This is a genomic window from Mesorhizobium sp. M0018 (genome assembly GCF_040323955.1).
Taxonomy (GTDB): Bacteria; Pseudomonadota; Alphaproteobacteria; order Rhizobiales; family Rhizobiaceae; genus Mesorhizobium.
The window spans coordinates 93,262-116,083 of record NZ_JAMYVL010000015.1; the positions used below are offsets into that span (position 1 = coordinate 93,262).

Here is a 22,822-nt window from a genome sequence, read left to right on the forward strand (position 1 = left end):
TGCGCGGGCAAAGGAGGACGCCATGAAAGCTACATCCATCGGCATGACAATGGCGATTCTGGCGGTGACGAGCGCAGCGCATGGCGCCGGGTGCATCGACGCCAAATCGGCCAAGGCCGGCTTCATTCTCGAAAGGCCCGGCATCCACAGCGAATTTCGCCCGGCGGCGGGCGGAATGGTGGCGGTTGCCAACAAATACCAGTCGCAATCGCCGCAGTCGCAGTACCTGTTCGGCGGGCTGATCGAGGTGTTTCGCGACAGCAGCACGGGGCAGCTGGCGATGATCCCGTTTTCCGATCTCAGGAAGGTGTTCCCGCTGAAGGCGGGTGCCAAGAGCAAGATCGTGTTTGCCCGTCTTGCACCGAACAAGCCGCCGAAGGGCACCGAGACGCTGGAGATCAACGTCAAGGGCAAGGAGACGTTCAGCCTGGGTGACTGCAAATACTCCGTACTCGCGGTCAAGCAGACGATCAGGAGCGAGGCCGGCGAGACGCGGGACGAGTTCACCGCGCTTTACGCACCCGACCTGCAGGCAGTTGTGGCCAGGCGCTATGACGAGGGCACTAGCGCCGAAAGCGTGGTCGGCTACGAGCTGATCAAGCCGCTGCCGAATTAAGAGCTCGGCCTCCCGCCTCGGTCGCGATATCAGCGACTGCGGCCTCTGTCCTGCCAGCGTTAAAGCGCTCTGTGCAGTATCCTGCGACGTCGCCTCGTGACTCCCTGTTCCAATGCCATCAGGCAATCGCGCAGCACGCTTGCGTCCTGCGCGGTCTTGGCCATCGACATGGCGCCGGAATAGCTGGCGACAGCCAACGCTGCGAAGCGCTGCGGATCGATGCCCTGTTCCCGGCCCGCCTGCTGGTCGGCCCTGATCTTGTCGGCGATCGCCTGACGCCAGGTAGAAAAAATGCTGGCAAGGGCAATGCGGAAATCCGGATCGGCAAGCGACAGTTCATGCGCCAGGTTGTTGAGCGGGCAGCCGCGCACGAAACCCTGCTGCTCCAGCTCCGCCGCGACGGCCGCGAACACGGAGCGCACGCCCTCGCGCGCTGAGGGAGCCATCCGCACCGGCGCGATCCATGTCTCTTCTACGGCGGCGGCGACCCGCTCCTCGATCACTGCGAGCGCCAGCGCCTTCTTGGTCGCGAAATGGTGGTGCAGCGCGCCGCCGGTGACGCCCGCCGTCGCCATCAGGTCGCCCATGCTGGACGCATGATAGCCGCGTGCCTGAAACGCCTCCTCGGCGACATCGAGCACCTTTTTGCGCATGCCTTCGGGGTCGTTGGTGCGTTTTTGAGCCCGCGACCTTGGGCGAGCGGATATCTCTGCTGACATCTTCACACGATAGCAGATTGACAAAACAGGACAACCGGTCTGTTTTGTAAAACAGGATGACTGTCCTGTTTTGGAGATCGCGCAATGAACCTGCCTTTGAACGCCATACCTAATCCCGATATGCTCGCCTCGCCCGTTGTCGAACTCAGGCAATACACGCTGAAACCCGGCAGGCGCGAGACGCTGATCGGCATCTTCGACAATCACCTGATCGAGGGCCAGGAAACCGCAGGGATGACCATCATCGGCCAGTTCCGCGATCTCGACCGGCCGGATATGTTCGTCTGGCTGCGCGGCTTCGACGGTATGGAAGCGCGGAAAAACGCTCTGACCGCCTTCTATGACGGGCCGGTCTGGGCTGCCTGGCGCGACGCCGCCAACGCCACGATGATCGATTCTGACGACGTGCTGCTGCTGAAGCCGGCCTGGCCAGGCGCCGGCCTAGACCTCTCGGGATCGCTACGATTACCCCAGGCGGACCTCGAAAAACCGAGCGCAAGCAGTGATTTGCAGGCAATTGTTGTCATCAGGATTCATCATTTGCAACCGGGCCTGGAAGCCCGTTTCGCCAATGACTTCCAGACCGCGGCCCTTCCGGTGCTCGCCGCATTTGGCGCGTCGCCGCTCGCCGCCTTCGTTACCGAGCATGCCGAAAACAGCTTTCCGCGGTTGCCGGTGCGGGCCAGCGAAAACGTCTTCATCAGCATCACCGGTTTCGCCAGCGCCGATGCACATGCCCGCCGCGAGGCAGCCTTGGCCGCATCCCCGGGGTGGCAAGTGTTCGAGCAGGCCGCGCAGCGGGATTTGGCCAGGCCCGTGGAGGTTCTGCGCCTGGCGCCCACGGCGCGGTCGCTGCTCGGACAGCCAACGCCGGCGTGACCAACGCCGTTGAAAGCCACCTATGTGCACTGAACCCCTGTCTGGTTCACGCCTGAAAATGCCTGCCATGGATCACCTGGTAACGCGTGGTCCATGCGGTTGCCTGCTCCAGATCAAGGCAAACGCGCAGCAGCCGGTGATCCTCGTTCTTGCGGCCAATGAGCTGGATGCCAATCGGCAGGCCGTCTTTCGACTGGAAAAGCGGCAGGCTGGCGGCCGGTTGGCCGGTGACGTTGAAGATTTCTGTGAAAGGCGCAAAGCCGTAGGCCCGGCTCGCCCAAGCCCCGTAATCGAAGACAGCACCATCGCCATGGATGGCGCCAAGCCGGGGCGGCAGGTCGGCCGTCGTCGGCGTCATGATCAGGTCGAACCCATCGAACGCCATCGCCAGCGCCAGCGAAGCGCTGTGCACATGGTCCTGCGCCCTGAGATAATCGGCGGCCGAGGATCGCCGAAAACTGTCGAGCGCGTGACGAGTCAGGCTTTCGATTTCGCCGGCCTCCGGCATCCGCCCGATCTCGTCGGCGCGCTCGTCAACCAGCCGCGCGACCTCCGACATCCAGAAGATGCTCCAGTCCGCTTCGGCGCTGGCTTCCCGCGGGAAGCGCGCCTCTGTGACCTCGTGCCCCCTGTCCTCGAGGAGGATCATGGCTTCCTGGAATTTTGCCCCGATCTCGGACGCGACTGGCGTGCCGTCCGGCCGACGCGCCAGGCACGCGACGCGCAGACGCTCGCCGGGCGAAGACAGCCAGTCCAGGTAGGACGGCACCGATTTGGACACGGAGTAAGGCGCTCCTTGCTCTGGACCGGCAGTCATGTCCAGCATGGCGGCGCTGTCGCGAACGGTGCGGGACAGCACGTTCTCGGCGTAGAGCCCGGCGCCGACCTGACCTCGACCAGGCCCGACAGGCGTGAGCCCGCGCGACGGCTTCATGCCGAACACGCCGCAACAGGCAGCCGGCACCCGGATCGATCCGCCGATATCGGAACCGTGGGCGACCGGCACCATGCCGCTCGCCACCGCGGCAGCAGCTCCGCCGCTTGAGCCGCCCGCCGTCAGCGAAGGATCCCAGGGGTTCGAGGTGGGGCCGCGAAAGCTGGGTTCGGTGACGAAGTCGTTGGCAAATTCAGGCGTGTTTGTCTTGCCCAGCAAGATCAGACCGGCGGCCCGCCAGCGCCGGACGATCTCGCTGTCGGGCTTCGGCGCGGCATCCTTGAAGTAGAGCGACGAGTGCGTCGTCGGCCACTCCCGTACATTGACGCCGGTGTCCTTGACCAGAAAAGGAATGCCGGCGAGTGCCGCCTGCCGGTTGCAGCTTGCGGCAACGGAAAGCGCCCGGTCCGCATCGATCAGCGTCACGGCATTGAGGGCGGGATTGATGCTTTCGATCGCTTCGATAGCCGCCTCGACGACCTCGACGGCTGATAATTCGCCAGAGCGAACATGCCCGGCCAGGGCGACGGCATCCAACGCCACGTATTCGGAAAGATTCATGACTGCTCTCAGCCCGGACTACCGGTCGCTTCGGCTGTCGGCTGGGGTCCAGCTTTGGTACCGACCTTGAAATACCGGCCGATGGCTGCCGCGACCAATGCCGGATCCTCCCAGTGCGGGTTGTGTCCGCATCGCACCGCGCTTACGAACGCGGCGCTAGGGATTTCTTCGAGGAGCCGCCGTTGGTGCGTTTCGTCGAAGAGAAGGTCGCGCCCGCCAGCAATGACAAGCGCCGGCCGGCGCAGCATGCGCGCCTTGTCGGTCAGATCGACGCGCCGAACCTGCTCCAGGATTGCGCACCAAAGTGCCGCCGGCATGGCTGACGCCTCCTTTGCAGTCATGGTCAGGAATTCCGCTGGAACCTCGGCCTCGCAGGCATGCCAATAGTCATAGAACGGATCGGCCGGCGATATCGGGTCTCGAAGCGCCCGCACACCAATGGTCATCGGGTGATCCTCACCGATCTGCGGCCGCAGCGTTCCGGCCATCAGCACCAGGCCGCCGATCATCTCGGCGTAGCGCGCGGCTGCCTCGATCGCCACCATACTGCCTAGGGAATGCCCGACCAGAACCGGCCGCTCGAGCCGCAATCGCTCGATCAAACTCGCCACATCTTCCGCGAAATCCGCCGGGGCGAAGCCGCGTGTCCCGGCCGGCGAGGCGCCATGCCCGCGCAAGTCTGGAATGACAAGCCGGCGCCCGGCGAGATGCGGCGCCAGCAAGGAGAAGCTGCGGCTCGTGTCGGAGAAGCCGTGCACCAGCACCAGCGCGGGCTCCTGCCCGGCGATTTCGACGCAGGCCGTTTCAGTGCAGCCGGCACCGACCCTGCGCTTGCGGCCGTTCCAGCCCGCCTGATCGGCCGATATCACAGGCCGAGCTGCTGCTTGACTGCGTCGAGCGCGGGCTTGCCATCGAATGTGGTGACACCGGTAAGCCAGGCGCCGAGCCTATCCGGATTCTCCTTGAGGGCCTTCAGGCCGGCTTCCTCCGGCTTCATACCGTCATTGATGAGATAGCCCATGCCGAGATTTTCGAAATCGACATCGAAGGCGAGGTTCTTCAGCAACTGCCCGACATTCGGGCATTGCTGCAGATAGCCCTTGCGCACCTGCGTCGTCACCGTCGCGGCGCCGAAGTTCGGGCCGTAGAACTTGTCGCCGCCGCTCAGATATTTGAAGTCGTACATCGTGTTCATTGGATGCGGCGCCCAGCCCTGGAAGACGATGAAGCGCTTTTCCTTGATCTCGTAGCCGACCTCGGAAAGCATGCCGGCTTCACTCGATTCGACGACCTGCCAGCCATCGAGGCCGAGCGACTTATCGGCGATGGCGTCCATCATCAGCTGATTGGAGCCCGGCTCGATGCCGTACATCTTCCTGCCGAACTTGTCGGCGAACTTTTGCAGGTCGGCAAAATCCTTGACGCCGGCCTCCCAAACGTAAGTCGGCACGGCAAAGGTGTATTTGGCGCCGACGAGATTGACGCGCACATCGTCTACCGAGCCGTCCTTCTTATAGGGCTCGTAGTAGGTGATCATCGCCGGATCCCAATAGCCAAGGAACAGGTCCAAATCATTGTTCTTCAATGATTCATAGATGACGTTGATGCCCAGAAGCGAGCTTGCCGGCTTGTAGCCGAGCGCATCGAGCAAGACGCTGGTGACGCCGGTGGTGAAGGCAAGGTCGTTCCATCCAGGCTCGGCCATGCGCACGACCTTGCATTGCTCAAGTTCAGCCGCAAAGGCCGGCTGGCTAGCCAGCAGGACGCAGAGCGAGGCGCCCATTCCAAGGCTACGAAGCATTTCGGTTCTCCTCATTTCACCAACAGTGTTGACCGCCTGATTTTTATATTGTCCCACTGGTCAATTCTTGATCTCGACGGACGAAAATGTCAACGTCGGTTTTCGATGCATGGATCCGGCCCGTGAAACTCAAGCGTCTCAGCGACATACGCCGCAAGGAGCTGCGGCAAGCCGCCTTTGCCGTGCTTCAGCGCGAAGGCATAGCTGGCGCCACCATAGAAAAAGTGGCGGCACAGGCCGGCGCGTCGAAAGGCATCGTGCTGCACTATTTCAACAGCAAGCGGGAGCTGTTCGAGCATGCCATGCGCGAATCGAACCTGGTGCTGCGGCATGCGGTGGTCGAGCGGCTGAGACAGGCGCGCACGCCAATGCAACGGATAGAGGCCATCATCGAAGGCAATTTCGAGCCGCATCTCTTCCAGCCGTCCCTCTGCCACGCCTGGCTTTCGCTTTGCGCGGAGGTGCCGCGCGACGAAAAGCTTGCCCGCATCCAGAAGGTGATCCATGCGCGCATGCGCTCCAACCTGCTATCTGGCCTGCGCGGTCTGGCGCCGGCACGCGATGCTGACGAGATCGCTTTCGGCGTCACCGCCCTGATCGACGGGCTGTGGTTGCGGCTTGGCCTGCAGCCAGGCAGCGTCACGCGTGAACAGGCCATTCATCAGGTCAAGGATTTCGTCGCTACGCGGCTGGCTGTTCGGCGCGGTGCAGCCGCTGCCGAATAGACAGGCGCATCAGCCGAAAGTTCATATTGTAGGATAGGCCGGCGGCTTGACCACAATTGGCGACGGCGCTGTTCTGCTTATCAGACAAGACGGCAATGCGCGGGAGTGTTGGATGAGACTAGGCGGCAAACGGGCACTGGTCACCGGCGGCTCGGACGGGATCGGGCTGGCAATCGCCGAGGCTTTCTTGCGCGAAGGCGCGGACGTGCTGATCGTCGGCCGCGACGGCAAAAAACTCGACGCCGCCCGCAAGCAGCTCGGGGATAATGTCGACACGCTGTCGGCCGACCTGTCGGCCAGCGCCGGCATCGATGCCGTGGTCGAGCATGCCAGGCGCGGCCCACCTGTCGATATCGTCGTCAACAATGCCGGCGTAGCGTTCCTTGTGCCGTTCGAGACCGTCAGCGAGGACCAGTTCCAGCAGTCATTCGCGCTCAACGTCACGGCGGTATTCTTTCTCACCCAACGGCTGTTGCCGCATCTCGCGCCGGGTGCGGCTTCGGTGATCAACATCTCGTCCTATTTCGCGCACAAGATGATCCCGAAGCGGCCGTCCAGCCTCTATTCGCTGTCGAAGGGCGCGCTCAATTCGCTGACCAAGTCGCTCGCCTTCGAGCTCGGGCCGCGCGGCATAAGGGTCAACGCGATCGCGCCCGGCACGGTCGACACAGCGATGCGGCGCAGGTCGATCGAAAACCTGCCTGAGGCCGCGCAAGCCGAGCTCAAGGCCTATGTCGAGCGCAGCTATCCGCTCGGCCGCATCGGCCGGACCAGCGACCTTGCCGGCATCGCGGTCTATCTCGCCAGCGACGAAGCGGCATGGACCAGCGGCGGAATCTTCGCCGTGGATGGAGGATACACGGCGGGGTAAGGTTGTTGCGATCTCCCCCCTCGAGGGGGAGATGGCCGGCAGGCCAGAGGGGTCGTCTCGCGTGGAACACCAGCCTGTTCCGTCCGCTATGGGAGTTGCGTCAAGACCTGACCGCCCCCTTCTGTCGCCTTCGGCGACATCTCCCCCTCAAGTGGGGAGATTGCCAGCACCTTCAACCGATTTGCATTCCCGTCACCCGCAATCTCCGCTTGAAGGCATTTGTGCAACGCGATACGCCGTTTGCAAATTGCAAACCGGAGAGACTTCGTGAGCGCGCCAGAGACCAGAACCGAAACCGACACGTTCGGTCCCATCGAGGTCGCCGCCGACCGCTATTGGGGCGCGCAGGCGCAGCGTTCGCTTGCCAATTTCAAGATCGGCTGGGAGAAACAGCCGGCGTCGATCGTGCGGGCGCTGGGCATCGTCAAGCGGGCGGCAGCGGAGGCCAATATGGAGCTGAAGCGGCTCGATCCGGCGATCGGCAAGGCCATCATCGAGGCCTCGCAGGAGGTCATCGACGGCAAGCTGAACGAGCATTTCCCGCTGGTCGTCTGGCAGACAGGCTCAGGCACCCAGTCCAACATGAACGCCAATGAGGTGATTTCCAACCGGGCGATCGAGCTTTTGGGCGGCGTCATGGGATCGAAGAAGCCGGTGCATCCCAACGACCACGTCAACATGAGCCAGTCGTCGAACGACACCTATCCGACGGCCATGCACATCGCCTGCGCCGAGCGCATCACTCACGACCTGCTGCCGGCGCTAAGACATTTGCATAAGGCACTCGAGGCCAAGACCAGGGCTTTCGCCCACATCGTCAAGATCGGCCGCACCCACACCCAGGACGCGACGCCGCTGACGCTTGGCCAGGAATTCTCCGGCTACGCGGCGCAGGTCGCCTCGTCGGTCAAGCGCATCGAAATGACCCTGCCCGGCCTGCAGGAGCTGGCGCAGGGCGGCACCGCGGTCGGCACCGGCCTCAATGCGCCGGTCGGTTTTGCCGAAAAGGTGGCGGCGCGCATCGCCGCGATCACCGGCATCGATTTCGTCACCGCGCCGAACAAGTTCGAGGCGCTGGCCGCGCATGATTCCATGGTCTTCTCGCACGGCGCCATCAATGCCTGCGCGGCGGCGCTGTTCAAGATCGCCAACGACATCCGCCTGCTCGGCTCCGGCCCGCGTTCGGGCCTCGGCGAATTGTCGCTGCCGGAAAACGAACCGGGCTCCTCGATCATGCCGGGCAAGGTCAATCCGACCCAATGCGAGGCGATGACGCAGGTTTGCGTGCAGGTGTTCGGCAACAATGCGGCGATCAGCTTCGCCGGCAGCCAGGGCCATTTCGAGCTCAACGTATACAATCCGCTGATGGCCTATTGTTTCCTGCAATCGGTACAGCTGCTGGCCGACGCTTCCGTGTCGTTCACCGACAATTGCGTCGTCGGCATCGAGGCCCGCGAAGACAACATCAAGGCAGCACTCGACCGTTCGCTGATGCTGGTGACGGCGCTTGCGCCGACGATCGGCTACGACAACGCCGCCAAGATCGCCAAGGCGGCGCACAAGAACGGCACCACGCTGCGCCAGGAAGCGCTGGCCACCGGGCTGGTCAGCGAAGCCGATTATGAGCGGCTGGTGCGGCCGGAGGACATGACGCATCCAGGCTAGGGCGTTGATATGCCTGGATCTCAACACCCATGTTGATCGCGAAAACGTTACCTTGGTGAACAATCCGTAACCAATCTGGCATCTTTGGTGAACAGTCGGCCTGCGCTAACTAGACGGGTATCCCAAGCCGTTTGGCCAAATCCTTCTGGAGAGTTACGCATGTCCACCAACACGTCCGCCAATACTTCGTTTGCCGGTTCCGGCACCGCCGCCGGCGCCTCGGGCACGATCCTGCTCGGCCGCATCCTGCTTTCGGTCATCTTCCTGCTTTCGGGTTTCGGCAAGCTGACGGCGATTGCCGGCACCGCCGGCTATTTCGGCAGCCTTGGCCTGCCGCTGCCGATGGTGACCGCCATTGTCGTCGGCCTTATCGAACTGCTTGGCGGCCTGGCCATCCTCGTCGGCTTCCAGACCCGGATCGTCGGCTGGGTAATGGCGATTTTCACCGTCGCCACCGCCCTGGTCGCCCACACCGGCTGGGCCGATCAGATGCAGATGATCAATTTCATGAAGAACCTCGGCATTGCCGGCGGCTTCCTCGTGCTCGCCTCCTCGGGCCCAGGCGCGTATTCGATCGACGCCAAGCGCGGCTGAAGCAGTCCAGCATTTCCTGAACAAAAGGGGCGCGGAATTTTCCGCGCCCCTTTTTCGTTGTCGTTTGTGCCTGTCGGTCCGCTGACCGGAATTCTGCTAGGATCGGGCTCTTGGCCACCCGGCCGACAACGGAGGTTACCATGCCCCGCAATGCGCTGCTTTTGCTTTCCCGACTGCTGTTCGCCGCACTGTTCGTGCCGTCCGGCTTCCACGCGCTGACCGACATTGCCGGCACGACCGGCTATTTCGCCGGCCTTGGCCTGCCGCTGCCGACGCTGGCTGCCTGGGGCACCGGGCTGTTCGAACTGATCGCCGGGCTGCTCATCCTCGTCGGCTTCAAGACGCCGATCGTGGCGCTGCTGCTCGCCGCCTTTTGCGTCGCGACAGCGTTCATCGGCCACTATGGCCAGGGCGGCGGCGATCCGACGCTGACCTTCATGCATTCGCAGATGCTGATGAAGGACATCGCGATATCAGGCGGTTTTCTGGCGCTGGCGATGGCTGGCGCGGGTGCATGGTCGGCCGACGGCCGGATGGCTGCGGTGGGATCCAGAGGAATTGCTTCAGTCTAGATCCAGCTTTCTCGACCGTCCAATTGTCGAAGTCGGCGCTGCCCCTCATCGCCCTGCCGGGCACTTCTCCCCGTATAGTGACGGGGAGAAGGAAGCTGGCCGAGATCTCGGCACCGTTACTGCAACGCTGGAGGTGAGCGAAATCCTTTGCGAAGGTGCCCTTCTCCCCGTCACTATACGGGGAGAAGATGCCGGCAGGCAGATGAGGGGCGGCGCAGACCTGAAGCGATTGCCTGGCTGAGACACTACTTCACCGACATGCTAGGCCCGCCCTCGACCGCCAGCACCAGCCGGCGATTGGTGACCCTTGCCAGTTGTGCCAGCCGGCCGGCGGGCCGCTCGCCGTAAAGATCGGCCAGTGCTGCCGGCAGCACCAGCGCCAGCACGCCATTGCCGCGGTTTTCCCATTTCAGTCGCGACATGACGCCGGGCATTGCCGCCGTCAGGAGATAGACGACGCGCAGCAGCGCCGCCAGCACGCGGGCCCGTTCGAGATAGCGCGGTGTCGCCAGTCCGCGGATTTCCGGAGCGGCTTCATTGAACACGCCCTCGTGGCGAAACAGGCTGACAAGCGCCAGGAAGGCGCGGCCGGGATGATCGACGCCGATGAACGAGGCGTGGGCGATGATGTTGAGCGATTGCTTGCCGCGATATTCGGGATGGGCACGCCAGCCGATATCGGCGAGCAGGCAGGCGGCGTGGCGGTAGCGCGCCTCATCCCTGGTCTCGTCGATGCCGAAGGCGGCGAACGCCTTGCCGGTCCACTCGACAAGCTCATGCGCGTGGTCGACCGAGCGCGAGCGCAGGCGGGCAAGCTCTTCCGCCGCCGAGATCAGCGGATCGGCTTTCTGCTCGGCCTTGTCGAGCAGCGAATAGAGAAAGCCCTCGCGCACGCCCAGCGCCGAGACGATGATCTTCGACGGCTGCATCGCCGCCATGATCTCCTGCAGCACGATGGCGCCATAGGGCAGCAGCGAGCGGCGGTTCTTGGAGATGCCCTCGATGCCTTTGATCTTGTCGATCTCGGCCTTAGCAACCTGCCGGAGGAAGTTCGCGGCGCTTTCGATGCCGATCTCGTAATGGTGCATGACGCCTAGCGGGTAGTTGGTCATTTCCATGTGTAGCCGGGCGAGATTTCGCCAGGTGCCGCCGACCGTGTAGAACGCCCTGCCCTGCCCGCCCTTCAGCAATTTCGCCCGCGCCAGTTGCTCGCGCGTGATCCTTGCCGCCTGGGTCAGCGAGTTCTTCGCCATGTCCTGCAGGCGCAGGCCGCCCAACGGCAGCGTGATGCCGTCACCGATCGTCTCACCATCGATGTCGATCAGCTCGAGGCTGCCGCCGCCAAGATCGCCGGCGATGCCGTTGGCCGGATGGAAACCGGAAATGACGCCGAGCGCCGAATAATGGGCTTCCTCGCGGCCGCTCAGCACCTGGATCTCGGTCTTGAGCACATCCTCGGCGCGGTGGATGAAGTCGGGGCCGTTGACGGCCTCGCGAGCGGCGGCGGTCGCCAGCACATATATGCGCTCGGCGCCGGCCTGGTCGGAGAGTGCGCGGAAACGGCGGAACTCTTCCATCGAGCGCGTCACCGCCTCGGGATCGAGCTTTCCGGTCGAAACGATGCCGCGGCCGAGGCCGGCCAGCATCTTTTCGTTGAACAGCAAGGTCGGCGAACGCGCCAGCCCCTCATAGATGACAAGACGGATCGAGTTCGATCCGATATCGATGATGGACAGCGGTCGGCGGTCCTGAAGCCGGCCCTGGGACGCTGAAATCATCAGCCCGTCGCTGCGTTCTGTTTCTTGCGGCGCTTGAACTGCGCGATGCGCTTGGGCGCATGCGACTTCAACGCATCGCCCCGTCCGGACAGGCTCGGATTGGTCATGAAATATTCCTGCGCGTTGAACGGTTCCTCGCCCTCCTCCAGCACGACGCGCCGGGAGGTTCCGTCAGCCAATACGTCGAAACTTTGCTGGTTGTCCATGATGTTGCCGAGCATGATCTGGCCGAGCACCTGTTCATGCACAGTTGGATTGGTGATCGGCACCATGGTCTCGACGCGGCGGTCGAGATTGCGCGGCATCAGATCGGCCGAGGAGATATAGACGATCGCCCCGTCCGAGGGCAGGCCGTGGCCGTTGCCGAAGCAATAGATGCGGCTGTGCTCGAGGAAACGGCCGACGATCGACTTCACCCTAATGTTCTCCGATAGGCCGGGCACCTGCGGTCTCAGGCAGCAGATGCCGCGCACGACGAGATCGATCTCGACGCCGGCGCGGCTGGCATCGTAGAGCGCATCGATGACGATCGGGTCGACCAAGGCGTTCATCTTCATCCAGATGCGGGCCGGCCTGCCCTCCAGCGCGTGGCTGATCTCATCCGAAATGTGCTGGAGGATGCGGTCGCGCAGCGTAAACGGCGAGATGGCCAGCCGCATCTGCTCGGCCGGCTCGGCATAGCCGGTGATGAAGTTGAACAATTGGGCGACATCGCGCGCGATCGTCGGATCGGTGGTGAAGAAGGACAGGTCGGTGTAGATGCGTGCCGTGACCGGGTGGTAGTTGCCGGTGCCCAGATGCACGTAATTGCGCAGCCTGCCATCCTCGCGCCGCACCACCAGCGACATTTTCGCATGGGTCTTGAGCTCGAGGAAACCGAAGACGACCTGGACGCCGGCGCGCTCGAGGTCGCGCGCCCAGCGGATGTTGGCCTCCTCGTCGAAGCGCGCCTTGAGCTCGACCAGCGCCGTCACCGACTTGCCGGCCTCGGCGGCGTCGACCAGAGCGCGTACGATCGGGCTGTCGTTGGAGGTGCGGTAGAGCGTCTGCTTGATCGCCACCACTTCCGGGTCGGCCATTGCCTGGCGCAGGAACTGCACCACCACGTCGAAAGATTCGTAAGGATGGTGGACGATGATGTCCTTCTCGCGGATCGCGGCAAAACAATCGCCGCCATGCTCGCGGATGCGCTCGGGAAAGCGGGGATTGTAGGGGGTGAATTTCAGATCGTCGCGGGCGACGGCGACGATCTCCGAGATCTGGCTGAGCGCCAGCGGACCGGTGAGCACGCTGATGCGGCTTGCCGAGACGCCGAGCTCGCCGGCGACGAAATCGCGCAATTCGGCCGGCATCAGCCGGTCGAACTCGATGCGGATGACCGAGCCGCGGCGTCGGCGCTTCAGCGCCGTCTCGAACAGCCGCACCAGATCCTCTGATTCTTCCTCGACCTCGATATCGCTGTCGCGGATGATGCGGAACGTGCCGGAGCCCTTGACCTCATAGCCGGGGAACAGCTTGCCGATATAGAGACTGACCGCCTCTTCGAGTGGAATGAAGCGGACATGATGCTTGCGATCCGGCAAACGGATGAAGCGCCTCAGTGCCACCGGCAGGCGCAGAAGCGCGCTCATTTCCTCGCCGTTCTTGCGATGGCGCAATTGCAGCGCCATCGAGAAACCGAGATTGGGAATGAACGGAAACGGATGCGCCGGGTCGATCGACAGCGGCGTCAGGACCGGAAATACCTGCTCCTGGAAATGGTCCTCGAGCCAGGTCTTCTCGTCCTTGGTCAGGCCATCGCGGGTGATGCTTTCGATGCCTTGTTTGTCGAGCAGCAGCATCAGCGCCGAAAGGCTGTTCTGCTGGTCCTCCTGCAGGCGCTCGACCTCGCGCAGCAATTGTTCGAGCTGCTGCTCGGGAGTGCGCCCATCCGGGCTCTTCAGCACGATGCCTTCGCGCACCTGGCCGGCAAGACCAGCGACGCGGACCATGAAGAACTCGTCGAGGTTGGCGGCCGATATCGACAGGAAGCGAACGCGCTCGAGCAGCGGGTGATTGGCGTTCAGCGATTCCTCGAGCACGCGCCGGTTGAATTGCAGCCAGGAAAACTCGCGATTGACGAAGCGATCGGGATTGCCGCCTTCGGGGCTCGCCGCCTCGACGGTGATGAATTCGTTCTGCACCGGCTTCAGTTCGTTCATGGTTCCCGCTCTTCCCACACCGTTCGACGAGCACAGCCTTAACCGGCTTAACTTATCCTCTGACAGGCTTTTGCGACAGTTTCATTTCATCGATCTTGCAAAGAGACGGGTTATGATCCAGATGCAATCGACGAGATCAGGAGACGACGATGGCAGGCGGTTCCATTCCCCATTTCCAGAACGATGCGGGCTACCCGGCAATCGACATCGGCGTCAAGGAATTCATGTGCACCGGCGCCAATCCGCCTTTCGACCATCCGCATGTATTTCTCGACATGGGCGACGACAATGAAAAGGTCTGCCCCTATTGCTCGACGCTCTATCGCTATTCGCCGAAACTGAAGGCATTGGAAACGCAGCCGCCGGGCTGCCTCTATATCGACCAGGCCGCCTGATTCTTCCGCGACAAGCCTGATGCAGGAAACGCAGTCCCGGCAGGTGGTCATCGCCGGGGCGGGCGTCGCCGGGCTGACCGCGGCACTGGCCTTCGCCGAGCGCGGCTATCGGGTAAAACTGTTCGAACAGGCGCAGCACCTCGAGGCTGCCGGCGCCGGTATCCAGCTTTCGCCCAACGCGACGCGCATCCTACGGCAGCTCGGCGTACTCGATCGGCTGCTGGCGACGGCGGTGCGGCCGGAGGCAGTCGTGCTCAAGGATGCCGCCACGCTGCGCAAGCTGGCGCGCGTACCGCTTGGCCAGGCGGCCGACACGCGCTGGGGAGCGCCCTATCTCGTTGCCCACCGCGCGGATCTGCAGTCAGCGCTGATGCAGCGAGTTTCGGAGCAGCCCGGTATCGATCTGATCGCCGGCGCGCGGGTGACCGACATCGCAGCCGGATCGAAAGGTGTTACCGTCACTGCATCGGCTGATGGCGACACGGTCGAGGCTGGCTGTCTTTTGATCGGCGCCGATGGCGTCTGGTCGTCGGTGCGAGAAACGCTTGCCCGCAACGCAGCCGATTTCCGGAGAAGCCGGTTTTCGGGCGAGCTTGCCTGGCGCGCCACGGTGGCCGCCGACAGCCCCGCCGGACAAACCTTAGCAGCGATCGGTGCGCCCGATTGCGTTACTGCATTCCTCTATCCCGGCTTCCATATGGTCGCCTATCCGGTCAGCCGTGGCACTGCCTTCAACCTCGCTGCCTTCACCAAGGGCGAGCGCATCGCCGAAGGCTGGTCGGGGTATGCCGACCCCGCCAGCCTCGCCAGCGCCATGCGTGGTACCGCGCCGGCGCTGGTCCGCCTGGCGAACGAGGCGGCGCCGTGGACGGCATGGCCGATCCACATAGTCGAGCAGCGGCGGTGGACGACGCCGCAAGGCATCGCGCTGATCGGCGATGCGGCGCACGCGATGACGCCGTTTGCCGCACAGGGCGCGGCGATGGCGATCGAGGACGCGGCGACGCTTGCCGGCTTCGTTGCGGCCTCCACAGCCGATCTTGAGGGGGCGCTTGCCGCCTGGGAACAGGCGCGGCGGCCGCGCGTCGCCCAGGTCGCCCGCCGCGGCGCCGTCAATCGCCTCGCCTGGCATGCGGCTGGGCCGGTGGCGATGGCCCGCAACCTGTTCCTGGCGATGCGCTCGCCCGAAAAACTCGCCGCCGATCTCGACTGGCTCTACGGCTGGCGGGCGTTGGACGATGGCGCGCGATGATACGCACGACAGGCTGGAGGGACAGCGCCCTGGACAGCACCCCTCTCTGTCCTGCCGGACATCTCTCCCACTTGGGGGGAGATTGGCCATCACATTGGCTTTCGCCAATCTTCAAGGTTGCATGACCTAGCAAGCCGCCGAAGCCGCTAATCTCCCCCCTCGTGGGGAGATGTCCGGCAGGACAGAGGGGGGCGCGAAGGATCGCGGCGTTGATCAGCCGGAACCCTCTTCAATTGTAAAGCCGCATCGACAGGCCGAGCGATGCCGGCAGCGGGTTCCACCAGCCGGTGCGCAGCCCGGCGATGCGCAGTGCCGCCGCCGCCCAGGTGTTGCAGCCGACCAGCGCGTTGAAACGGCCATTGCCTTCGAAGAAACGATCGAAACGGGAATACGCCGCATTCTCGATCGGCATGGCCCCGCTCGGTCCCTGCCGGAAGCTTCCCGCAATGTAATCGAGCAGCGCCGTAAACCGCTCCTCGCCGATGTCGAAGCCGGCGACGTCGGGATGCGGCTCGGCGATTTCGCCTGAAATGTCGACATGCATCACCGAGGCATCGACGGTCAGCGCCTTCATCACCGGCACTGCCTTCAGTTCCGACCAGGTCGGCGTCTCGAGATAGAAGGCGCGGCCGCCCCAGCCGAAGACGATGTAGCGGACCTCCGCCACGTCTGCTGGAATGCCGGCATCGACCAGGAAATGGAAGCGCCGGCGCACATCGTCGTCGACCGGGATGGCGATGTCGGTGTGGATCGGATTTTTCAGCACCAGGATGCGGTGGCTTGAGCCGATCGGATCGGCAACTGCCGCCGGCCAGAGCGGGCGCGGCAGCAGTGTGCCCAATGCCACCGCAAGGACTGCTGCAACGACCAGCAGGCCAAGAAAACGGGCAAGCTTCTTCATGGGAAAGGCATAGAACAAGCAATGCTCAAGGTGAAGCCCCTCCGAAAGTTGCACAGCTGACTTAGAGCTTGACGCGTATCCTCCCCGGGAGGATACGCTGAGGCATGTCAGATCACCTCCACGCCTCGCATCCTTCCATCATAAAGCGCCTGAAGCGCGCGCAAGGCCACCTTGCGGCGGTGCTGGCGATGATCGAGGCGCATCGCCCTTGCGTTGACTTGGCGCAGCAGCTTCATGCCGTCGAAAGGGCCATCAGCAGCGCCAAGCGCGAGCTGATCAACGATCACATCGAGCATTGCCTGACCGACAGCGTCGAAACCGGCGGCAACTCGCTGGCGGAACTCAAGCAGCTGGCGAAATATCTATGAATGCCATCGTAGCCCGCATTCTGGACTGGCTCGGGTTCGGCTCGCACGCCGCACATCATCACGGCGATCACGGTCCGCACGGTCACAGCCATGGCGTCATCGACGCGACAATTGCCACCACCGACCGGGGCATCTGGGCAATCAAATGGTCGTTCGTGATCCTGGCCATCACCGCGGCATTGCAGATGGTCGTGGTTGCGTTGTCGGGGAGCGTGGCATTGCTGGCCGACACGATCCATAACATCGGCGACGCGACCACGGCGATCCCGCTCTGGATTGCGTTCGTTCTGGCGCGGCGCAAGCCGTCGCGGATCTTCACGTATGGCTTGGGCCGGGTCGAGGATCTGGCCGGCATCATCATCGTGCTCATCATCCTGTTCAGCGCTGTAGTCGCTGCCTACCAAGCCATCGACAGGCTGATCAATCCACAAGCGGTGACACACCTGGGCTGGCTGACTGCGGCGGGCATTGTCGGCTTCCTCGGCAACGAGGCGGTTGCCGTGTTCCGTATCCGCGTCGGCCGCGAAATCAACAGCGCGGCACTGATTGCCGACGGCTACCACGCCCGCACAGATGGACTTACCAGCCTTGCCGTGGTCATCGGAGCCATCGGCGTCTGGTTTGGCTTTTCCTTGGCCGATCCGATCGTCGGCCTGCTGATCACGATTGCGATCTTCGGTATCGTCTGGCAATCGGCCCGCTCGGTGCTGACCCGCATGCTGGATGGAATCGAACCCGGTGTGATAGACGAAATCCGACATGCCGCCGAGCATGTTCCGGGCGCGCGCATTGTCGATGCCAAGGCGCGCTGGATCGGTCATAGATTGCACGCCGACATCGCAATTGCCGCGGACGAAACCCTGCCGCTGTCGGCGGCCAACAAGATCGCCGCAGCGCTGAAGGACGAACTATCCCAGCATATGCCCGCCCTGGCTGAGGCGAATGTGCGGTTTTCAACGGAACGTGGAGAGAACGACCATCCTCACGAGCACACGCATGACCACGGCCACATGCACTGACGCTCGCCGATTTTCTGCTAGTCTTGTCCGATGTTCCAGACGCTCGTCGAATTTCAGCGCACGATCTATCTGACGCTCGGCGAACAGATCAAACTGCTTGCGGCCGGAGGCAATTGGCTGGCGTTCGTGGCCTTCCTGCCGATGGGCGTCGTGTTCGGGGCTGCCCATGCGCTGACGCCGGGGCACAGCAAGGCCGTCCTGGCGACTCATCTTGCCGGTTCGGATGCGAAGGTCTCGCGTGGTCTGCTCGTATCTATCACGCTATCGTTCACGCATGTGACGATTGCCGTTCTGATTGCGGCTCTCTCGCTGCCACTGGTCTCAATAGCATTGGGCAGCGTCGGCCGCGCTCCGCTTCTGGAGCACACCAGTCGCGGGCTGCTCGGCCTCATTGGCATCTGGACGCTCTGGCGCGCTTTGAGCCACAGCCATCACCACAGGCACGAGGGCGAGGCTGTCGGCGTCATGGCAGGCCTGATCCCATGTCCGCTTACGCTTTTCGCGATGACTTTCGCGATGTCCAGGGGTGTTCCGGCAGCGGGCGTCCTGTTTGCCATCACAATGATGGTCGGCGTGGCGCTGACGCTGTCCTGCGTCGCCGTGTTGTCGATCGTGTTTCGGGAACGGCTTGTTCAGTTTTTCGCGCGCCAGCCACGGCTGTTCGAAACCATCTCCCGGGCCATCGAGGGCGCCGCCGGTCTCGCCCTTGCCGGCGTCGCTGTCTGGCAGATCACCTCAGCTTGAGAGAAAATTTGGCCCCAGCCACTGCATGGCGTCCGGGCCGGTGCACCGGCTGGAACGAGCCTAGGCGACGCCGGTCATGTCACATCGATCACGACCATCAGTCCGCCGCCGCCCTTCTCCTCGACATTGTTGTTCGTGGTGTGATGCGGGATGTGGCAATGGATCAGCCATTTGCCCGGACGCTGCGCCTTCCAGATCACGTCGTAGCGCTGACCCGGCCCGACGTTGATCGTGTCGGCAAGGAAACGACCCGAAGCGGGGACCGTCTCGCCGTCGCGGGCAACGACCTCGAACGGTCCGCCATGGATATGCATCGGATGGATGAAGCCGTTGTTGGTGCCGATGAACCGCACCTTGAGCGTCTCGCCGACCTTCATCGGGATCGTCTCGGTCGAGGGATAGGCCTTGCCGTTGATGGTGAAGAAATTCGGCATGCCGCCATCCATCGGCATCGACGGGTAGGTCAGCCCTTCCCGCACCAGCCATTCCTGAAGCTCGATGACGTAATCATGGTCGGCCGCGACCTCGTCGGCGGGATTGGCGGGATCGATGATCAGCGCACCGTAGAGGCCGAGCGCCTGGGTCCGGTCCGGCTTGGCATGGGGGTGATAGAAATAGGTTCCGTGCTGGGTCGCGGTGAATTCGTATGAATAGGATTGCCCGGGCTCGATCGGCGGCTGCGTGATCTCGGCCGGCCCATCCATCTGGTTCGGCAGGATCAAGCCATGCCAATGCACCGTCGTTTCCTCAGGCAGGCCGTTGGTGACGTTGATCCTGACCCGATCGCCCTGGCGAATATGAATTCGCGGACCGGGAATCTGGCCGTTATAGGCATAGGCGTCGACCGCGACGTCCGGCAGGATCTGCCAGCGGACCACTGAAGGCCTGAGCTCGAACACCTTGATGCCGTTCTCCATCCGAAACGGCAGTTCCTGGTCGCCCCTTGCCGTCAGGCCATAAGAGGCGGCCACGAGGCGTGGATCGGTAGCCGCCATGTCGCGCATTGTATCGGCTGGCGTGTCGCGATCCATGATCATGCCTCGCGGCATGATCACCCCGCCGACATCGCGTGCCGACAGCGTCAGGTTCAGCCAGTTCGCCGGCGCGACCATGCCGATGGCGAGCGCCAGCAGGGAGACGGCACCCAGGGCAGCGACCTGCGGCGTCGTGGCATCCGTCTCCATGTGATGGCCGCCGCCTTTGCCTTTGTGGGAAACCATATCGTGGTGCTGCCCGCGATGGCCGCTGGCGTCGGCCTGCTGCATTTGTATCTGCGCATGTTGCCTCGTGGCAGGCTGCTCCCGGACATCGATGCCGGCTGCCTGCGCACGCTGCGTCATCAGCCCATGCTTCAGCCCCCGGGCGACCAGCCAGACATTGGCCGGATAGGCAAGCGCAAAACCGGCGATGACGCCGATCGACATCACGCCCCAGAACAGCAGCTCCGTCGGTTCCATCGCGCGCATGTCGCGGCCCATCATCAGGAAGCTCATGACCGGCGCCATGCCGGCCATCATGAAGTTCATGGAGATGAACTCGGGCAGGAAGCTCTTGCGTACGTTTTCCCAATAGGTGCCGCCCATCATCGATTTCATGAACAGCGACTGGAAGATGAACAGGCCGAAGGCAAAGCCGGCGAGATATTCGACGATCAGGTCGATCCACATCGGCAGGCCGAGCGCCGCCGTGACGGCGGCGGCAAGAATGATGCCGGTGGCATCGCCGGCGACGCAGTGGATGGTGGAGCCGACGCCCTGCTTCCAGAGCGGCCGGGTGAAGAGTTCATGATCGCCCGGCCGGGGCTCCTTGTCGGCGAGCACGTAGAGCAGCAAGCCGAGCGGACCCATATAGAGGGTGACCAGGATGAAGCCCCATTTCATCACCACCGGCTCGGGATTGTTGCGATATTGGTCGAAGCCAACGTAAAGCGTCGAAGCCAGCGCCAGCGCGAACCAGACGACGAGGAAATAATCGATCGGTTGGATGAGCATCAGGATGAACCCGTGACCTGCCGCCGCACGCGCCCACGCGGCTCGTTATACAACTCTCAATGGCAATGAACGCAGTCGGCGCGCTTATGATCCGGGCCGGCCTTAGTTATCAGGTTGCAACGTGACCACTCGAACGGCCTGAAGCACGCTTGCTATCTTCTCGCGCAGCGCACGGTCAGCGCTCGTCGAATACGCGCGAAGCCAGCAAGACAGAGAGGTTTGATCTGCCGGTCTTGTCCCGAACCGGGGTACAGGATCAGTGCAGGATCTGCGACAGGAACAGCTTCGTGCGCTCATGGCGCGGGTGGTCGAAGAACTCGGCCGGCGTGTTCTGCTCGACGATCTGGCCTTGGTCCATGAAGATCACCCGATTGGCGACTTTGCGCGCAAAGCCCATCTCGTGGGTGACGCAGAGCATGGTCATGCCCTCCTCGGCCAGCCCGACCATCGTCTCCAGCACTTCCTTGATCATTTCCGGATCGAGAGCCGAGGTCGGCTCGTCGAACAGCATGATGCGCGGGTTCATGCACAGCGAGCGGGCGATCGCCACGCGCTGTTGCTGGCCGCCGGAAAGCTGGCCGGGATATTTGTTGGCCTGTTCCGGGATCTTGACGCGCTTGAGGAAATGCATGGCGATTTCCTCGGCCTGTTTCCGCGGCATCTTGCGCACCCAGATCGGCGCCAGCGTGCAATTCTCCAGAATGGTCAGATGCGGGAACAGGTTGAAATGCTGGAACACCATGCCGACCTCGCGGCGCACCTCGTCGATCTTCTTCAGATCGTTGGTCAGTTCCTTGCCGTCGACTATGATCTTGCCCTTCTGGTGTTCCTCCAGTCGGTTGATGCAGCGGATCATCGTCGATTTGCCGGAGCCCGACGGGCCGCAGATGACGATGCGCTCGCCACGCATCACCTTTAGATTGATGTCCTTCAGCACATGGAATTCGCCGTACCATTTGTGCATGGCAATGATGTCGATGGCGACATCGGTGGTGGAAATGTGCATCTTGGCGGCATTGACCTTGATCTCTTCCGCGCTGACGGCGTTTTCTATGGCCATGACAAGGTCCCCTTTTTTAGCGTTTGTGGCCGGTGTCGAGACGGCGTTCCGTGTACATTGAATAGCGCGACATGCCGAAGCAGAACAGCCAGAAGATGAAGGCCGCGAACACCAGGCCGGATCTGGCCGTCTGCGGCGTCGCCCAATTGGCGTCGGAGAAGTTCTGCTTGACGATGCCGAGGAGGTCGAACATCGAGATGACGATGACTAGGCTGGTGTCCTTGAACATGCCGATGAAGGTGTTGACGATGCCGGGAATGACCAGCTTCAGCGCCTGCGGCATGACGACCAGGCCCATCTTCTGCCAGTAACTGAGGCCGAGCGAATCGGCGCCCTCATACTGGCCTTTGGGGATCGCCTGCAGGCCGCCACGCACCACTTCGGCCATGTAGGCGGCGGCAAACAGCGACACGCCGATCAGCGCGCGCAGGAACTTGTCGAAGCTGACGCCGGCCGGCAGGAACAGCGGCAGCATCACGCTGGCAAAGAACAGCACCGTAATCAGCGGGATGCCGCGTACCGTCTCGATGAAGATCACGCACAGCAGCTTGACGATCGGCATGTTCGAGCGCCGGCCGAGCGCCAGCACGATGCCGATCGGCAGCGACACGGCAATGCCGACGAAGGACAGGCTGAGCGTCACCAGCAGTCCACCCCAACGCGACGTCTCGACATGCGGCAGGCCGAACATGCCGCCGACCAGCAGAACGAAGGCGACGACCGGCAGTACAAAAAAGAGAAGAATGGCATTCAGCCCCTTGCGCGGTACGCGCGGAATGAGCAGCGGCACCAGCAGTGCCACGAACAGGATGGCCACCACGATCGGCCGCCAACGCTCCTCGATAGGATAGGTGCCGAACATGAACTGGCCGAACTTGGCGTTGACGAATGCCCAGCAAGCACCGGTCCAGCCATCCGGCTGGATGCCGCCTTGCGCCACGGTGGCGCAGACCGAGCGGTCCGGGCCGGTCCACTGGGCGTTGATGAAGGCCCAATTGATGATTTGGGGCAGGATCACAGCGACCAGCGCGATGCCAACGATGGTGAGAATGGTGTCGCCCGTGGTGGCAATCAGGTTCTTGCGGATCCAGGCGGTGAGGCCACGCTCGCTCGACGGTGCCGGTTGGGCCAGCGCCATCTCCGTCCGCACCCAGGACATGTCGTGTTCCTGCATGG

At 63.1% G+C, this 22,822-nt stretch carries 22 protein-coding genes; 12 read left to right on the forward strand and 10 right to left on the reverse strand.

Features of this window, described 5'->3' with window-relative positions; translation table 11 throughout:
• The first annotated feature begins 22 nt into the window (after positions 1-22).
• Positions 23-616 (forward strand): hypothetical protein, encoded by a 594-nt coding sequence (locus NKJ81_RS21180; RefSeq protein WP_352472655.1) that lies wholly within the window; start codon positions 23-25, stop codon positions 614-616.
• 59 nt (positions 617-675) lie between these two features.
• Here the strand turns inward: NKJ81_RS21180 and NKJ81_RS21185 are convergent, their stop codons facing one another.
• Positions 676-1,269 carry a TetR/AcrR family transcriptional regulator gene (locus NKJ81_RS21185; RefSeq protein WP_352472654.1) on the reverse strand — a complete coding sequence of 198 codons (594 nt, stop codon included), beginning with the start codon at positions 1,267-1,269 and terminating at the stop codon, positions 676-678.
• A gap of 150 nt (positions 1,270-1,419) precedes the next feature.
• Between NKJ81_RS21185 and NKJ81_RS21190 the strand changes: the two genes are divergently transcribed.
• Entirely contained in the window at positions 1,420-2,214 is a 795-nt protein-coding gene (locus NKJ81_RS21190) for an NIPSNAP family protein (RefSeq protein WP_352541617.1), read from the forward strand.
• 46 nt (positions 2,215-2,260) lie between these two features.
• Here NKJ81_RS21190 and NKJ81_RS21195 read toward each other — a convergent pair whose 3' ends face one another.
• Genes NKJ81_RS21195 through choX form a run of 3 tightly spaced genes read right to left on the reverse strand, consistent with a single transcriptional unit; the run spans position 2,261 to position 5,510 of the window.
• Positions 2,261-3,709: an amidase gene (locus tag NKJ81_RS21195; protein ID WP_352541618.1), complete on the reverse strand. Its 1,449-nt coding sequence runs from the start codon at positions 3,707-3,709 to the stop codon at positions 2,261-2,263.
• Positions 3,710-3,717: 8 nt separating this feature from the next.
• Positions 3,718-4,578, reverse strand: coding sequence for an alpha/beta fold hydrolase (locus tag NKJ81_RS21200; protein WP_352541619.1), 861 nt, complete (start codon positions 4,576-4,578; stop codon positions 3,718-3,720).
• Complete coding sequence (choX, locus tag NKJ81_RS21205; protein WP_352541620.1) at positions 4,575-5,510, reverse strand: choline ABC transporter substrate-binding protein; 936 nt, start codon at positions 5,508-5,510, stop codon at positions 4,575-4,577. Before choX ends, NKJ81_RS21200 begins: the two co-directional genes overlap by 4 nt.
• Before the next feature lie 86 nt (positions 5,511-5,596).
• Here choX and betI point away from each other — a divergent pair, with 86 nt between their 5' ends.
• The 5 genes from betI (at position 5,597) to NKJ81_RS21230 (ending at position 9,937) form a co-directional block, all read left to right on the forward strand.
• Positions 5,597-6,235, forward strand: coding sequence for a choline-binding transcriptional repressor BetI (gene betI, locus NKJ81_RS21210; RefSeq protein ID WP_352541621.1), 639 nt, complete (start codon positions 5,597-5,599; stop codon positions 6,233-6,235).
• 112 nt (positions 6,236-6,347) lie between these two features.
• On the forward strand, positions 6,348-7,106 hold the full coding sequence (locus NKJ81_RS21215; RefSeq protein ID WP_352541622.1) for an SDR family NAD(P)-dependent oxidoreductase: 759 nt from the start codon (positions 6,348-6,350) through the stop codon (positions 7,104-7,106).
• A gap of 267 nt (positions 7,107-7,373) precedes the next feature.
• Positions 7,374-8,771, forward strand: a complete 1,398-nt coding sequence (gene fumC, locus NKJ81_RS21220) for a class II fumarate hydratase (protein ID WP_352501903.1) — start codon at positions 7,374-7,376, stop codon at positions 8,769-8,771.
• Positions 8,772-8,930: 159 nt separating this feature from the next.
• Positions 8,931-9,365, forward strand: a complete 435-nt coding sequence (locus tag NKJ81_RS21225; RefSeq protein WP_352501902.1) for a DoxX family protein — start codon at positions 8,931-8,933, stop codon at positions 9,363-9,365.
• 140 nt (positions 9,366-9,505) lie between these two features.
• Entirely contained in the window at positions 9,506-9,937 is a 432-nt protein-coding gene (locus NKJ81_RS21230) for a DoxX family protein (RefSeq protein ID WP_352472645.1), read from the forward strand.
• A 245-nt stretch (positions 9,938-10,182) separates the two neighbouring features.
• Here the strand turns inward: NKJ81_RS21230 and ppx are convergent, their stop codons facing one another.
• On the reverse strand, positions 10,183-11,715 hold the full coding sequence (gene ppx / locus NKJ81_RS21235; protein ID WP_352541623.1) for an exopolyphosphatase: 1,533 nt from the start codon (positions 11,713-11,715) through the stop codon (positions 10,183-10,185).
• Positions 11,715-13,916 (reverse strand): RNA degradosome polyphosphate kinase, encoded by a 2,202-nt coding sequence (locus NKJ81_RS21240; RefSeq protein WP_352541624.1) that lies wholly within the window; start codon positions 13,914-13,916, stop codon positions 11,715-11,717. Before NKJ81_RS21240 ends, ppx begins: the two co-directional genes overlap by 1 nt.
• Positions 13,917-14,065: 149 nt before the next feature.
• Here NKJ81_RS21240 and NKJ81_RS21245 point away from each other — a divergent pair, with 149 nt between their 5' ends.
• Complete coding sequence (locus NKJ81_RS21245) at positions 14,066-14,311, forward strand: zinc-finger domain-containing protein (RefSeq protein WP_254820632.1); 246 nt, start codon at positions 14,066-14,068, stop codon at positions 14,309-14,311.
• 19 nt (positions 14,312-14,330) lie between these two features.
• Complete coding sequence (locus NKJ81_RS21250; RefSeq protein ID WP_352541625.1) at positions 14,331-15,563, forward strand: FAD-dependent monooxygenase; 1,233 nt, start codon at positions 14,331-14,333, stop codon at positions 15,561-15,563.
• Between the two features lie 229 nt (positions 15,564-15,792).
• Here NKJ81_RS21250 and NKJ81_RS21255 read toward each other — a convergent pair whose 3' ends face one another.
• The gene (locus NKJ81_RS21255) at positions 15,793-16,464 is read right to left on the reverse strand and encodes a TIGR02117 family protein (RefSeq protein WP_352541626.1); all 672 of its coding nucleotides are present in this window, start codon (positions 16,462-16,464) and stop codon (positions 15,793-15,795) included.
• Between the two features lie 104 nt (positions 16,465-16,568).
• Between NKJ81_RS21255 and NKJ81_RS21260 the strand changes: the two genes are divergently transcribed.
• The 3 genes from NKJ81_RS21260 to NKJ81_RS21270 are packed head-to-tail and all read left to right on the forward strand — an operon-like array spanning position 16,569 to position 18,595.
• A complete protein-coding gene (locus tag NKJ81_RS21260) occupies positions 16,569-16,832 on the forward strand; it encodes a metal-sensing transcriptional repressor (RefSeq protein ID WP_023719742.1) in 264 nt (87 codons plus the stop codon).
• Complete coding sequence (locus NKJ81_RS21265) at positions 16,829-17,851, forward strand: cation diffusion facilitator family transporter (RefSeq protein ID WP_352541627.1); 1,023 nt, start codon at positions 16,829-16,831, stop codon at positions 17,849-17,851. Before NKJ81_RS21260 ends, NKJ81_RS21265 begins: the two co-directional genes overlap by 4 nt.
• Positions 17,852-17,881: 30 nt before the next feature.
• Complete coding sequence (locus NKJ81_RS21270) at positions 17,882-18,595, forward strand: urease accessory protein UreH domain-containing protein (RefSeq protein WP_352541628.1); 714 nt, start codon at positions 17,882-17,884, stop codon at positions 18,593-18,595.
• A gap of 74 nt (positions 18,596-18,669) precedes the next feature.
• Here the strand turns inward: NKJ81_RS21270 and NKJ81_RS21275 are convergent, their stop codons facing one another.
• The 3 genes from NKJ81_RS21275 to NKJ81_RS21285 all read right to left on the reverse strand — a co-directional run bounded on the left by NKJ81_RS21275 (position 18,670) and on the right by NKJ81_RS21285 (position 22,820).
• Entirely contained in the window at positions 18,670-20,586 is a 1,917-nt protein-coding gene (locus tag NKJ81_RS21275; protein WP_352501894.1) for a multicopper oxidase domain-containing protein, read from the reverse strand.
• A 256-nt stretch (positions 20,587-20,842) separates the two neighbouring features.
• On the reverse strand, positions 20,843-21,592 hold the full coding sequence (locus tag NKJ81_RS21280) for an amino acid ABC transporter ATP-binding protein (protein ID WP_031212005.1): 750 nt from the start codon (positions 21,590-21,592) through the stop codon (positions 20,843-20,845).
• Between the two features lie 70 nt (positions 21,593-21,662).
• Entirely contained in the window at positions 21,663-22,820 is a 1,158-nt protein-coding gene (locus NKJ81_RS21285; RefSeq protein ID WP_352541629.1) for an amino acid ABC transporter permease, read from the reverse strand.
• Between the last annotated feature and the right edge of the window lie 2 nt (positions 22,821-22,822).

What these genes read in the sequence shown, in the direction of transcription:
- NKJ81_RS21180 (WP_352472655.1), top strand. Translation starts at nt 23, where the DNA reads ATGAAAGCTACATCCATCGGCATGACAATGGCGATTCTGGCGGTGACG.
- NKJ81_RS21185 (WP_352472654.1), bottom strand. Translation starts at nt 1,269, where the DNA reads ATGCGCAAAAAGGTGCTCGATGTCGCCGAGGAGGCGTTTCAGGCACGC.
- NKJ81_RS21190 (WP_352541617.1), top strand. Translation starts at nt 1,420, where the DNA reads ATGAACCTGCCTTTGAACGCCATACCTAATCCCGATATGCTCGCCTCG.
- NKJ81_RS21195 (WP_352541618.1), bottom strand. Translation starts at nt 3,709, where the DNA reads ATGAATCTTTCCGAATACGTGGCGTTGGATGCCGTCGCCCTGGCCGGG.
- choX (WP_352541620.1), bottom strand. Translation starts at nt 5,510, where the DNA reads ATGCTTCGTAGCCTTGGAATGGGCGCCTCGCTCTGCGTCCTGCTGGCT.
- betI (WP_352541621.1), top strand. Translation starts at nt 5,597, where the DNA reads ATGTCAACGTCGGTTTTCGATGCATGGATCCGGCCCGTGAAACTCAAG.
- NKJ81_RS21215 (WP_352541622.1), top strand. Translation starts at nt 6,348, where the DNA reads ATGAGACTAGGCGGCAAACGGGCACTGGTCACCGGCGGCTCGGACGGG.
- NKJ81_RS21225 (WP_352501902.1), top strand. Translation starts at nt 8,931, where the DNA reads ATGTCCACCAACACGTCCGCCAATACTTCGTTTGCCGGTTCCGGCACC.
- NKJ81_RS21230 (WP_352472645.1), top strand. Translation starts at nt 9,506, where the DNA reads ATGCCCCGCAATGCGCTGCTTTTGCTTTCCCGACTGCTGTTCGCCGCA.
- ppx (WP_352541623.1), bottom strand. Translation starts at nt 11,715, where the DNA reads ATGATTTCAGCGTCCCAGGGCCGGCTTCAGGACCGCCGACCGCTGTCC.
- NKJ81_RS21240 (WP_352541624.1), bottom strand. Translation starts at nt 13,916, where the DNA reads ATGAACGAACTGAAGCCGGTGCAGAACGAATTCATCACCGTCGAGGCG.
- NKJ81_RS21245 (WP_254820632.1), top strand. Translation starts at nt 14,066, where the DNA reads ATGGCAGGCGGTTCCATTCCCCATTTCCAGAACGATGCGGGCTACCCG.
- NKJ81_RS21250 (WP_352541625.1), top strand. Translation starts at nt 14,331, where the DNA reads ATGCAGGAAACGCAGTCCCGGCAGGTGGTCATCGCCGGGGCGGGCGTC.
- NKJ81_RS21255 (WP_352541626.1), bottom strand. Translation starts at nt 16,464, where the DNA reads ATGAAGAAGCTTGCCCGTTTTCTTGGCCTGCTGGTCGTTGCAGCAGTC.
- NKJ81_RS21260 (WP_023719742.1), top strand. Translation starts at nt 16,569, where the DNA reads ATGTCAGATCACCTCCACGCCTCGCATCCTTCCATCATAAAGCGCCTG.
- NKJ81_RS21265 (WP_352541627.1), top strand. Translation starts at nt 16,829, where the DNA reads ATGAATGCCATCGTAGCCCGCATTCTGGACTGGCTCGGGTTCGGCTCG.
- NKJ81_RS21270 (WP_352541628.1), top strand. Translation starts at nt 17,882, where the DNA reads ATGTTCCAGACGCTCGTCGAATTTCAGCGCACGATCTATCTGACGCTC.
- NKJ81_RS21275 (WP_352501894.1), bottom strand. Translation starts at nt 20,586, where the DNA reads ATGCTCATCCAACCGATCGATTATTTCCTCGTCGTCTGGTTCGCGCTG.
- NKJ81_RS21280 (WP_031212005.1), bottom strand. Translation starts at nt 21,592, where the DNA reads ATGCACATTTCCACCACCGATGTCGCCATCGACATCATTGCCATGCAC.
- NKJ81_RS21285 (WP_352541629.1), bottom strand. Translation starts at nt 22,820, where the DNA reads ATGCAGGAACACGACATGTCCTGGGTGCGGACGGAGATGGCGCTGGCC.